At 46.8% G+C, this 11,878-nt stretch carries 10 protein-coding genes; 7 read left to right on the top strand and 3 right to left on the bottom strand.

Annotated elements, in window-relative coordinates; all coding sequences use genetic code 11:
• Positions 1–4: 4 nt before the first annotated feature.
• From EP13_RS15010 to EP13_RS15000, 3 genes are read left to right on the top strand one after another with little or no spacing between them, the layout of a single operon-like run.
• Entirely contained in the window at positions 5–361 is a 357-nt protein-coding gene (locus EP13_RS15010; protein ID WP_044057994.1) for a cupin domain-containing protein, read from the top strand.
• Between the two features lie 51 nt (positions 362–412).
• Entirely contained in the window at positions 413–1,228 is an 816-nt protein-coding gene (locus EP13_RS15005) for an SDR family NAD(P)-dependent oxidoreductase (RefSeq protein WP_052364441.1), read from the top strand.
• A 55-nt stretch (positions 1,229–1,283) separates the two neighbouring features.
• Entirely contained in the window at positions 1,284–2,747 is a 1,464-nt protein-coding gene (locus tag EP13_RS15000) for a sodium:solute symporter family protein (protein ID WP_052364440.1), read from the top strand.
• A gap of 348 nt (positions 2,748–3,095) precedes the next feature.
• Here the strand turns inward: EP13_RS15000 and EP13_RS14995 are convergent, their stop codons facing one another.
• On the bottom strand, positions 3,096–3,869 hold the full coding sequence (locus EP13_RS14995; protein ID WP_044057993.1) for an IclR family transcriptional regulator: 774 nt from the start codon (positions 3,867–3,869) through the stop codon (positions 3,096–3,098).
• Positions 3,870–4,170: 301 nt separating this feature from the next.
• On the opposite strand from EP13_RS14995, the gene EP13_RS14990 reads away from it, so the two are divergent.
• Positions 4,171–4,647 (top strand): RDD family protein, encoded by a 477-nt coding sequence (locus EP13_RS14990; protein WP_044059043.1) that lies wholly within the window; start codon positions 4,171–4,173, stop codon positions 4,645–4,647.
• 42 nt (positions 4,648–4,689) lie between these two features.
• Here the strand turns inward: EP13_RS14990 and lptG are convergent, their stop codons facing one another.
• Both lptG and lptF read right to left on the bottom strand, forming a co-directional pair.
• Entirely contained in the window at positions 4,690–5,751 is a 1,062-nt protein-coding gene (gene lptG, locus EP13_RS14985; protein WP_044057992.1) for an LPS export ABC transporter permease LptG, read from the bottom strand.
• Positions 5,751–6,851, bottom strand: a complete 1,101-nt coding sequence (gene lptF / locus EP13_RS14980; RefSeq protein WP_044057991.1) for an LPS export ABC transporter permease LptF — start codon at positions 6,849–6,851, stop codon at positions 5,751–5,753. Before lptF ends, lptG begins: the two co-directional genes overlap by 1 nt.
• 262 nt (positions 6,852–7,113) lie before the next feature.
• On the opposite strand from lptF, the gene pepA reads away from it, so the two are divergent.
• Genes pepA through EP13_RS14965 form a run of 3 tightly spaced genes read left to right on the top strand, consistent with a single transcriptional unit; the run spans position 7,114 to position 11,867 of the window.
• The gene (gene pepA / locus EP13_RS14975) at positions 7,114–8,619 is read left to right on the top strand and encodes a leucyl aminopeptidase (protein WP_044059042.1); all 1,506 of its coding nucleotides are present in this window, start codon (positions 7,114–7,116) and stop codon (positions 8,617–8,619) included.
• A 6-nt stretch (positions 8,620–8,625) separates the two neighbouring features.
• Positions 8,626–9,054 (top strand): DNA polymerase III subunit chi, encoded by a 429-nt coding sequence (locus EP13_RS14970; RefSeq protein ID WP_044057990.1) that lies wholly within the window; start codon positions 8,626–8,628, stop codon positions 9,052–9,054.
• A 38-nt stretch (positions 9,055–9,092) separates the two neighbouring features.
• Entirely contained in the window at positions 9,093–11,867 is a 2,775-nt protein-coding gene (locus EP13_RS14965; protein ID WP_044057989.1) for a valine--tRNA ligase, read from the top strand.
• Positions 11,868–11,878 lie beyond the last annotated feature (11 nt).

Genomic DNA, 11,878 nt, shown 5'->3' with positions numbered 1-11,878 from the left:
GGTAATGAAAATTGTTTCACTTTCAGACATAAAACCATACAACCCACCGGCCCATTTCGACATGGTTGCCCTCAAAATACAGGGCGAAGAAGAAACAGGGTTAACCAAATTTTGGCAAGGGTTGAGTTATTTCCTACCAAATGGTGGCGCCAACATGCAATACCAAACAGGCACCTTTGGCGCAGAGTTCGAAAAATCGTACTACGTCATTGACGGCGAGCTAACGGTGATTGATGAAAAGAATCACGCTACGGTATTACACGCAGGCGACTCTGTGGCGATATACCCTAATGAAGGGCGCAAGCTGAAAAACAATACCAATCGCGTTGCCACTGTGTTGGTGACATTTTCAACGTCTTAATTTGGTGAAGATGTTACCAACTAACCTGTGAAAATGAGTAGAGGACAGCCCATGGCTATGACAGATTCTTGGAGTGATGATTTTGCTCTCAATTTATTCAATGTGAAAGACAAAGTAGTGGTGATTACTGGTGGTAATGGCACGTTAGGTGCCGCTTATGCTCGCACTTTTGCATTACACGGTGCTCATGTCATCGTGACCGCCCGCAACTCATCCACGTTAGATGAGGTGGTGGCGTCAACGCAAGGCACTGAGGGAAGTTGTGTGGCTTACAGTAGTGATGTAACAGACCGAACATCTATTAGTCGCTTGGTGGGTGAAATTGATCGCAAGTATGGGCACATCGACGTGTTGATTAATAACGCCGGAATGGCGTTTAGGGCACCTGCAGAAGCAATGCCTGAGGATAAATTTGAACATGTTATGTCGGTCAATGTGACAGGGACACTGATACCTTGCCAAGAGTTCGGTAAGTATTTTATGAAGCAAGGACACGGCAAAATTGTGAATACTTCATCAGTACGTGGTTTTTGTGGTCACCCTGATGGCTATACCGCTTATGCGGCGTCTAAAGCTGCCATAGATAATTTAACGAAGCAGTTAGCAACAGAATGGTCGATAAAAGGTGTAAAAGAAGGCTTTGCTATTAATATCAACGCCATAGCGCCAACATTAATCAAGTCGCCGTTAACACAAGAAATCTGTGAAGACCCAGATAGAATTGCGCCCTTTTTAGCTCGGCTTCCTATGGGAAGGGTGGCTGAAACGAAAGATATGGTAGGGTTAGTGATGATGTTGTCAGCTTCCGCATCGAACTTTATCAACGGCCAAGTTATTTATGTTGATGGTGGATGCACTGCCGGGTAATGGGTGCGCTAACGTCATAACCTTGAGTTGATAAGAAGAGAAATAAGAGGTCACCATGAATACCATTTTAGTACTGGTGCTTGCGTACAATATTATCGTCATCGGTGGGATTGGCAAATATCTCAGCTGGCGGACGTCACAACAACAGCAAGTAACGGATATGGCGCTAGGTGGGCGTAATGCGGGCGTGGCCATGTTCTCAGTCACGATTGCCATTACCTATTTAGGGTCTGCACATGTTTACGGCCTAATGGAAATGTCATTTTCTCTGGGGGCTGTGGCGCTTTGGTTTTGCTTCGCACATACCATACTATTATGCGTGATCTGCTTAGGTACAGGGCGCTGGATTCGTCGAACAGGCACGGCCACTATCCCTGAACTTATCGGTAAGTTGTACAACAAAAAATTACGAATTTATACCGCCTGCGTTGCCGCTATGGTGGTGTTTGGTTTGGTCACGCTTGAAGCCCAAACACTGGGTATTGGCATTTCCGCCATGTCTGGCTGGCCACTAGGCTGGAGCGCAGTGATTGGGGCAGCCATTGGTACCGCCTATGTTTGCATGGGCGGAATAAAGCAAACCATGTGGGTGAATTTGGTCAATGCGGTGGTGATGTATGTGGCGGTCATTACGGCGGGTATTTACCTCGCATATGTACTTCCTGATGGTTGGGAAGGGGTGGTGCAACATTATGAAAACCGTGATGAAGCCTTTAAGTTGTCTATTCTCAGTAAACCTGATTTGCTCGTGAGTTTTGCCCTCGCTGCCATATTTTCAGTGGTATTTTCTCAATCCGTGAATCAACAAGGCATGCAGGCTGCGATGTCTGCCAAAGATGAAAAAACCATACAGCGTTCATTGTGGATAGCCGCACCTATTAATGGTCTATTCGGTGTATTCCCAGTGCTGGTGGGTATTGCGGCAGCCACCATTCCCGAGTTTGCTCAACTAGGTCCAAAGTTGGCTGGCGCGGCATTAATCATTAATTTGCTGCCTACCTGGTTAGTGGTGCTGCTGCAAGCAGGGTTCTTAGGTGCTTTGTTATCTACCTTTGCAATGTCAGCCCTTGCGCCCGCTACCATCTTCGCCAAAGACATCGTTGGCTTGCACTTAAAAGCGGCGCTAACTCCAGAGTCAGAGAAAAAACTCATTCGCTATACCATTATCACTATTGGCTTTGTGGCTGCGTTGATGACGTTATTTTTCCATCCTAACGTTATTTTAGCGATTACTTGGCTGTTTGCTTGGTTAGTGCCTTTCTTCTTTATCATTGTGGCGGGGTTATTTTGGAAAAGAAGTGTAGGGGTAGCCAAGTTGGTGTTGTTGTCTAGTTGGCTTGTTAACTTGCTATGGTCTTTTACACCACTTAAAGCTTATTTAGGCCTAACGATGCTCGAAAACGCACACGTTGTGGCCATCGTCGCCTTTGGGTTTACCCTACTAGGGAACATTGGGGCTAAAAATTGCCACCCAGCGTTATTTGCTAAGAAGCCTAAATCCATGGCATTCGCGGGTTAGGAGGTACCATGAACTTAGCGGCAGAGTTGTTTTTAACATCACTGGTAACCATTGCTTCCATCACTTTGTTTTTCATCGTGATACACGCAATGATAAACAAACGAGGAGAGAAAAAATGAGTGTTGATATGGTCACAAAGCTTTGGATGGGCGGTATTATTCTGTTTGGCTTAGTATTGTATTGCGCTGCCTATTGGGTAGCGCAGCAAAATAATCGATAACCTAGACTATTTGTAGAACTGAGATAATAGGGGTTAACCCCTTTTTAAGCCAAGGGTTTGGGTAAATTAAAGGGCACACGTGGTGCCCTTTTGTATAATCCCGTGTCGGTGAACCATTGTGCTTCAAATTATTGCAAGCTGGCGCCCAATGCTTTTTCAATAATGGCTTTGTATTCAATGAGCTTATCTGAAATTTCCCGTTTATTTCTGTTAAATCTTACCGACGGAATGGGAATAGAGATAGCAATGTTGCGGCCATATGGATCTTCAATGGCAATGCCTATTGCGCACACTCCCTCGCAATGTTCTTCTCTATCAAAGGCCACGCCTTTTTTGCGTATTTTCTCAATTTCAAGTTGTAAAGAAGACGCTTCAGACAAGGTGTATGGGGTTAGTTTTGTGAAGCTGGCATTAGCCAGTATGGCGGCAACTTCGTTGTCAGGTTTACTGGCTAGAATGGCTTTGCCATTTGCGCAAGAATGAATAGGGAATGCATCACCCACACCAGACACGGCGCGAAGTTTTTGTGAGTCGGCAATAACTTGATCAATAAATATCATGGCATTGCCATCTTGTACCGACAAATCCACGGTTTCCTCTATTTCTTTCGAGAGGCGTTTCATGTAGGGCAGGATCACTCTGTCTATATCGACTTTTGCCGCAGAGCCTAACGACACCAAACTTGGCCCTAAGCGCACTCGTGAAGTCGGACTGGCTGAAATTAAAAAACCCTCAGTTGCGAGTGCACCTACAATACGCTGAACTGTTGAACGAGGTAAATCAACTTCATTAGCAATAGCACTTAAACTTAAGCCGTCTGGCTTACCTTCTAAAGCGCGAAGCACTTTTACCGCCCGTGAGATGACCTGTATACCTTGCTTTGAACTTCCTGCCTCTAACATAGTTTTTCCTAACTTTACTTACCAGGGATTTTGTACCGCATAACAATACAATTATATTGAAAAATGCTGCTAATGACAGTTTTATTCCCAGTAATTAGTGTTTTATGTCTCTCTTTTAATGCGAGTAAATGTTTATACTCCCTAGCTGTTGTGTCAAACTTAACAAGGAGATTATTCAATCGGAAATAGTGTGAAAAACAGCAAGTCGTCATCTAAAATATCAAATAGGCACACTTCTGCAGGCCGCAGAAAAACAGCGATAAACAACAACATCGAGGGTGAAAACGCCCCACCTGTGGGTATGAGAGCCGGCTTTTTTCGCAGGCTGCTTGCCATGATTTACGACACACTAGTGGCTACTGCGGTAGGCATGTGCGCAGCGATGGTGATGATAGTCACGTTAGTGGTTATGCTGAAAAACGGCGCGCTAGACCTACAAGGCTATGCTGAACCTGCCGACCTGATTCAGGCTTCGTCGACTTATAAACTGCTTATTCAAACTTGGGTAGGGATGTGGATAGCTGGGTTTTTCTTATGGTTTTGGCGAAGAGGTGGGCAAACCTTGGGTATGCGAGCATGGCGTTTACGGATATACAGCACCGTAGAAGAGCCAATGACTTGGCCGCGTTTGCTTATTCGCCTTGTGGCATCGTTGGGCGGTTTGGGCACATTGTTAGTACTGTTCGATTTTAAGCACAAACAATCGCTGCAAGACCGCTTAGCGAAAACCGAAGTGTTGAAACTGACCAAAGAAGCGAACGACCATAAAAGCTGGTAACCGCTAGCGATTGAAGCTAGCGTTGTCGCCTCAATCTACTAGCTATTTTCGCAGCATCAGTGCTGCAATTGCGGCAAAAAGCATGCTTGGTAGTATTGCGCCCAAATAAGGTGGCAGTTGATACACCAAACTCAAAGGGCCAAATACTTCGTTTAAGATGAAAAAGCCAAAGCCGGTTAATACGCCCATAATCACCCTAGCGCCCATGGTGACGCTACGCAGCGGGCCGAAAATAAACGACAAGGCCATCAGCAGCATAACTCCCACTGAAACGGGCTGAAGTATCTTGCGCCATAACGCTAGCTCGTAGCGAGAAGGGTCTTGGTCATTGTTATCAAGGTAGGCGATATAGTCAATTAGCCCTGTAATAGACAACGCTTCTGGTTTTACCGCTACAATGCCTAGCTTATCGGGGGTAAGGGTTGAGTTCCAACGGATACGAGCTTGATTATCTAATGTGACTTGGTTGTCGCCGAAGCGCGTTACGTCAACACCCTCAAGCCACCAACCATCACCGTCAAAGCTTCCTTCGGCGGCGTAGGTAATGCTTTCCAAAGCCAAGGTGTCGTCGAAGTCGAAAATGGTAATATCTTGTAATGAATCTCGGCTGAGAACCTGCCCAATACTGACAAAGTGTTCGCCATCTTTCGCCCAAACCAATTGATCAGAAGAAAACAAGCTTCCCCCTGAAATGGCTTCGGTTCGTATTTCTTTGGCTTTCGACTCACTAAAGGGCGTTACCCATTCTCCTACCGCCATCACCAGCAAAATCATTAAGGTGGCTGACTTCATGGCCGAATTAATAATATTCCAACGGCTCATGCCCGCCGCTTGCATCACCACAAGCTCACTGTTACTAGCCAGTACCCCCATACCAATAAGGCCGCCTAATAACGTTGCCATGGGGAAAAACTGTTCTAAATCTCGGGGTAAACTTAGCAATACATACAGGAAGGCCACCATCATATCGTAGTCGCCTTCGCCTACTTTTCTAAGTTGTTCTACAAACTTAATGAGTGCACTTAAACCAATGAGTACCGAGAGGGTGACGGCCACTGTGCCTAACAGCGTGCGGGCAATGTATAAATCGAGGATCTTAAACATTATTTTTTTCCTAATACCCAGGCTCGCAACTGTGTACCTGTTTTCCTATCTCTAACGATCAATGCTATTCCAATAATCAGCATGATGGTATGTACCCACCACAGGCCAAGTTGTGGCGGCATTTTGCCGTCTTCAAGCACCCGTCTACTTGCTAACAACAATAGGAAATACCCCAAATAGAGCAGGATAGCTGGAAACATCTTTCCGAAACGCCCTTGTCGAGGGTCTACTGAGCTTAATGGCACAGCAATGAGTACTAGAAAGGGGATAGATAACGGAATTGCTATGCGCCACTGTAGCTCAGCCCTAGCTTCAATACTGTCGTCTTGCCATAGCTCTGCGGTGGGGAGCACGCTGACTTTTCTTCGCGCCTCTTCTGCGGGCTTATCGGCAATTTGGATTTGATATTCGTCAAACTCTACTTTTCGGTACGCTTTTGCCGACTGTTCCCCCTCGTATTGCACACCCTCTTTTAATACAAGGTTTCGGGTTCCGTCTGGATTATTAGCCACTTGTCCCGTCTGGGCGTAAACCACGCGCACTTGTTTGTCATTGTTATCTGCTTGGTTTTGCGATAAAAACACCCGTCTAAGGCCATCGTCGGTATCGATGTCATGAACAAATATGACCGCTTTTTCGTTGCCCGTTTGCTGGAATCGCCCCGGTATTAGCGCTGATAGTCCGGCTTCGTTACGGGCCTTTTCCCTTAATTGGTATTCGTTTTCTGCAGCTAAAGGTGCAAAATACAGGGTAATGGCACCGGTAACTATCATGATAAGCACAGACAAAAACAACATCACCCGTGTGATGTACCATTCGCTTATGCCACATGCGCGCATTACGGTCATTTCGCTATCCACATAAAGCCTACCGTGGGCCAGCATAATGCCTAAGTAGGCGCTTATCGGTAGAACGAGGGAGGCGAGTATGGGCGCATATAAACCCAGGAAACCGAGTACCAAGCCGGCAGGTATATCTCCGTCTGAGGCGTCACCTAGTACGCGCACAAATCTTAACGTGACAAAAATTGCCATTAAAATGAAGAAAATCGCTAACTGAGATTTTAGCGTTTCCTTAAGTAAATAGCGGAATATCAGCATCTCAGCCCTTCCGGAAAATGATGAATTTTAGTGAAAGAAAGCACAATTTTGTTTAAACTTCCGTTTTTACACGTTTTGCCTGCAATCAGAAACCGTTTGCATGGTGTGTTGACGCAAATACAACCTATATTTGATAGGTGGCTAAGCGTGAATTGCAGCGAGCTAAAAGGTTATGCTGCGTATTAAAACATAAAGCAGCGCGAAACGTTACGTGATTTTAGTCATCGTGCAAACCATAAACGACGAAAAACGAGGTGATATCGTGGAGTTTAGTGTAAAAAGTGGCAGTCCTGAAAAACAACGCAGTGCCTGTATTGTTGTGGGTGTCTTCGAGCCGCGTCGCCTAACGGCGGTGGCTGAACAACTAGACGAAATCAGTGAAGGGTACATTAGCAATTTATTGCGTCGTGGCGACCTAGAAGGTAAGGCCGGGCAGATGTTGCTGTTACATAATGTCCCCAATGTACTGAGTGAGCGTGTGCTTCTTGTCGGTTGTGGTAAAGAACGTGAACTCGATGAACGTCAATACAAGAATATCATCGCCAAAACGATTAAAACCTTAAATGAAACCGGCTCTATGGAAGCCGTTTGCTTCTTAACTGAACTTCACGTTAAAGGGCGCGATACATACTGGAAGGTGCGCCAAGCCGTTGAAGCCACCGAAGATTCTCTATACACCTTTTTGCAATTAAAAACCAAAAAGGGTGAGCCTCGTCGTCCCTTACGTAAAATCGTATTTAACGTACCTACTCGTCGCGAACTCACGGTAGGCGAGCGTGCAGTGGAACATGGTCTGGCGGTTGCTCGCGGTGCCAAAGTGACCAAAGACGTGGCGAACATGCCGCCGAACATTTGTAATCCAGCGTACTTGTGGCAACAAGCACAAGCGTTGGCGAGTCAATATGACAGCGTAACCGCAGAAGTGGTGGATGAAACCCAAATGGCAGAATTGGGCATGCAGGCCTATTTGGCTGTGGGTCGGGGTTCGGAAAACGAAAGCATGATGAGCATTATGCATCATCGTGGTGGGCCAGCCGATCAAGCGCCAATTGTGCTTGTAGGTAAAGGCTTAACCTTCGATTCAGGCGGCATTTCAATTAAGCCAGGCGAAGCCATGGACGAAATGAAATATGACATGGGCGGCGCTGCAGGCGTATTAGGTACCATGCATACTATCGCGGCGCTTAACCTGCCTATTAACGTTATTGGCGTGCTAGCAGGCTGTGAAAACATGCCAGACGGCAAAGCGTATCGCCCAGGTGACATCCTAACTACCATGTCGGGTCAAACCGTTGAAGTACTTAATACGGATGCAGAAGGCCGTTTGGTATTGTGCGATGCGCTAACTTACGTGGAACGCTTCGACCCAGAATTGGTCGTAGACGTTGCTACCCTGACGGGGGCGGCCATTATTGCTTTGGGTCACCACGCCACGGCGGTAATGAGCACGCACAACCCACTTGCCCATGAGTTATTAAATGCATCTGAACAAAGCTCTGACCGCGCATGGCGCTTGCCATTATGGGATGACTATCAAGAACAGCTAGAAAGCCCGTTTGCTGATATGACGAACCTTGGTGGACGTCCCGCCGGTTCAATAACAGCAGGTTGTTTCTTGTCACGTTTCACTAAAAAGTACAACTGGGCGCACCTTGATATTGCCGGTACAGCTTGGCGCAGTGGCAAGAACAAAGGGGCTACAGGTCGTCCTGTACCTATGCTCTCACAGTTCATTATGAACCGTGCTGGCATTAAGCTAGAGGACTAATACACGATGCCTCAAGTCGTGTTTTATCAGCTTGTCGATAGCGACAATGGTGTAACGGCAAAAGCCAGCAGGCTTATTGCCGATGCCTATGCCAATAAGCAAAAAATAAGCGTGCTTTGCGATACAAAAGCACAAGCTGAGCAGGTTGATGAGTTGCTTTGGCAACTGCCTGCAGATCGTTTCGTGCCACACAATTTGTATGGGGAGGGGCCACCATCTGGCACACCTGTAGAAATATGTTGGCAACCGCAGCAGGTAGCGAGGCGTCAAATGGTGGTTAATGTAGGGTCAGGCATGATCCCGTCACCGAACAATCACCGAAAAATTATCGATTTTGTACCCGTGGATGAAAAGGCAAAACAAGCCGCGCGGGTGCGCTATAAAAATTATCAGCAGGCCGGATGTAGTATGCAGTTCCAATCTGCATCATCGTAGTGTACTTCCAGTTTATGCGTAAAATTTGAGAGTAAGTAATGGATAAAACCTTTGAACCGCAATCCATCGAGCAGCAATGCTATAAGTCATGGGAAGAAGCGGGTTTGTTTAAAGCTTCAGGTAGCGGCGACCCATATTGTATTTTGCTTCCGCCACCAAACGTAACCGGTAGTCTTCACATGGGCCATGGTTTCCAGCAAACCATTATGGATGCCTTAACCCGTTATCACCGCATGAAGGGCGATAATACGCTATGGCAAGTGGGCACTGACCACGCCGGTATTGCTACCCAAATGGTGGTAGAGCGCCAACTTAACGCCGAAGGCAAGACCCGCCACGATTTAGGTCGTGAAGACTTCATCAAAAAAGTGTGGGAATGGAAAGAGCACAGTGGCGGTACTATTACCGGTCAAATGCGCCGTTTAGGTACGTCGCCTGATTGGTCTCGCGAAGTGTTCACCATGGATGAAGATCTGTCTAAAGCCGTGACTGAAGTTTTCGTGAAACTGCACGAAGAAGGTCTTATTTATCGCGGTAAGCGTTTGGTTAACTGGGACCCTGTGCTTCACACGGCGGTATCAGACTTAGAAGTATTAAACGAAGAAGAAGACGGCCACATGTGGCACATGCGCTATCCGTTAGCTGACGGTAGCGGTGAGCTAGTGGTAGCGACAACACGCCCTGAAACCATGCTAGGTGATACAGCGGTTGCTGTACACCCAGATGACGAGCGTTATCAGGGCTTTATTGGCAAAGAAATCAAACTGCCGATTACTGGCCGTTTAATTCCTGTGATTGCTGATGACTATGTCGATCAAGAATTCGGTACAGGCTGCGTGAAAATTACGCCTGCTCACGATTTCAATGACTACGACATGGGTAAGCGTCACAACCTACCTATGATCAACATTCTTACCGACGATGCGAAAATTAACGATGATGCGCCAGAAGCGTACCGTGGTTTAGATCGTTTCGACGCCCGTAAACAAATTGTGGCTGATTTAGACGCCCAAGGCTCGTTGGTTAAGATTGAGCCGCACAAGCTTAAAGTGCCACGCGGCGACAGAACGGGTGCGGTTATCGAACCATACTTAACTGACCAGTGGTATGTGGCGGTTGAGTCTCTTGCTAAGCCGGCTATTGAAGCGGTAGAAAGTGGCGAAATTCGTTTTGTACCAGAAAACTGGAACAAAACCTATTACCAGTGGATGCACAACATTCAAGACTGGTGTATTTCACGTCAGCTGTGGTGGGGACACCGCATTCCAGCATGGTACGACGAAAACGGTAAGGTTTTTGTTGGTCGCACGGAAGAAGAAGTCCGTGAAAAGCACGGCCTTGGCAGTGATGTCACCCTTTCACAAGACGACGATGTACTTGATACCTGGTTCTCAAGTGCACTATGGCCGTTCGCGACCATGGGCTGGCCAGAAGAAACGCCAGATCTTGAAACCTTTGTGCCGTCGTCAGTGCTAGTAACTGGCTTTGACATTATTTTCTTCTGGGTTGCCAGAATGATCATGATGACCAAGAAATTCACCGGCAAAATTCCATTTAAAGATATCTATATTACCGGTCTTATCCGCGATGAGAACGGCGATAAAATGTCAAAGTCGAAGGGTAACGTGCTTGACCCCATCGATTTGATTGACGGTATTGATATTGAGTCTTTAGTGACTAAACGTACCGCTGGCATGATGCAGCCTCAGCTGGCTGAAAAGATAGCTAAACGTACCCGTAAACAGTTCCCTGACGGCATTCAGGCCTACGGTACAGACGCACTTCGCTTTACCTTTGCAGCTATGGCGTCAACCAGCCGCGATATCAACTTTGATATGGCCCGCGTTGAAGGCTACCGCAACTTCTGTAACAAAATTTGGAATGCATCGCGTTTCGTATTGATGAACACAGAAGAGCACGACACTGGTCGTGACGGCGGCGAGATGGTGCTTAGCATGGCCGATCGCTGGATTTGGGCGAAGTTTCAACAAACGTTGGTAGAGTTTGAAAAAGCCCTTGAAGACTATCGCTTCGATATTGCTGCGCAAACGGTTTACGAGTTTACCTGGAACCAATTCTGCGACTGGTATCTAGAGTTGACCAAGCCTGTGCTTAGCAACGATGCCAGCACCGACGCTGAAAAGCGCGGTACACGTCATACGCTGATTAACGTACTTGAAAGCCTGCTTCGCATGTTGCACCCGCTAATGCCATTTATCACCGACACTATCTGGCAGCGTGTTGTGCCACTAAGTGCACTTAAGGTGGAGGAAGGTGCAAGCATTATGGTTCAGGCATTCCCTGAGGTTGATGCAGCAAAACAAGACGACAAAGTACTTGCTGATATCGAGTGGGTGAAGAAGTTTATCGTGGGTATTCGTAATATCCGCGGTGAAATGGATATCTCGCCAAACAAACCGCTTAACGCGCTGCTTAAAAACGTAAGCGATGAAGACGCCCGTCGTCTTGATGCGGCTAAAGCATTCCTCGATAAGCTTTCTAAGCTTGAAACCGTCACTATCTTAAAAGACGGTGAAGAAGCACCAGCCAGCGCCACTGCGCTTGTAGGCGAGATGGAAATTCTTATCCCAATGGCAGGGCTTATCGATAAAGACGCAGAGCTTGCTCGTATTACTAAGGCCATGGAGAAAATCGAGAAAGATGTTTCTCGTACTCGTGGCAAATTGGGTAATGAGAAGTTCGTAAGTAATGCACCAGAAGCGGTTATTGAAAAAGAACGGGGTAAGCTAGAAGAGGGTGAGAAAGCCCTTGCCAAGCTTAAAGAGCAGTTCGAGACTATCAAAGCGTTGTAAGTCACTGCATT

Origin of the sequence: Alteromonas australica, from assembly GCF_000730385.1 — a bacterium.
GTDB lineage: Bacteria > Pseudomonadota > Gammaproteobacteria > Enterobacterales > Alteromonadaceae > Alteromonas > Alteromonas australica.
Note: the sequence above shows the minus strand (reverse complement) of the source record. Positions and strands in the feature narration are given on the sequence as shown.

What these genes read in the sequence shown, in the direction of transcription:
- EP13_RS15010 (WP_044057994.1), top strand. Translation starts at nt 5, where the DNA reads ATGAAAATTGTTTCACTTTCAGACATAAAACCATACAACCCACCGGCC.
- EP13_RS15005 (WP_052364441.1), top strand. Translation starts at nt 413, where the DNA reads ATGGCTATGACAGATTCTTGGAGTGATGATTTTGCTCTCAATTTATTC.
- EP13_RS15000 (WP_052364440.1), top strand. Translation starts at nt 1,284, where the DNA reads ATGAATACCATTTTAGTACTGGTGCTTGCGTACAATATTATCGTCATC.
- EP13_RS14995 (WP_044057993.1), bottom strand. Translation starts at nt 3,869, where the DNA reads ATGTTAGAGGCAGGAAGTTCAAAGCAAGGTATACAGGTCATCTCACGG.
- EP13_RS14990 (WP_044059043.1), top strand. Translation starts at nt 4,171, where the DNA reads ATGAGAGCCGGCTTTTTTCGCAGGCTGCTTGCCATGATTTACGACACA.
- lptG (WP_044057992.1), bottom strand. Translation starts at nt 5,751, where the DNA reads ATGTTTAAGATCCTCGATTTATACATTGCCCGCACGCTGTTAGGCACA.
- lptF (WP_044057991.1), bottom strand. Translation starts at nt 6,851, where the DNA reads ATGCTGATATTCCGCTATTTACTTAAGGAAACGCTAAAATCTCAGTTA.
- EP13_RS14970 (WP_044057990.1), top strand. Translation starts at nt 8,626, where the DNA reads ATGCCTCAAGTCGTGTTTTATCAGCTTGTCGATAGCGACAATGGTGTA.
- EP13_RS14965 (WP_044057989.1), top strand. Translation starts at nt 9,093, where the DNA reads ATGGATAAAACCTTTGAACCGCAATCCATCGAGCAGCAATGCTATAAG.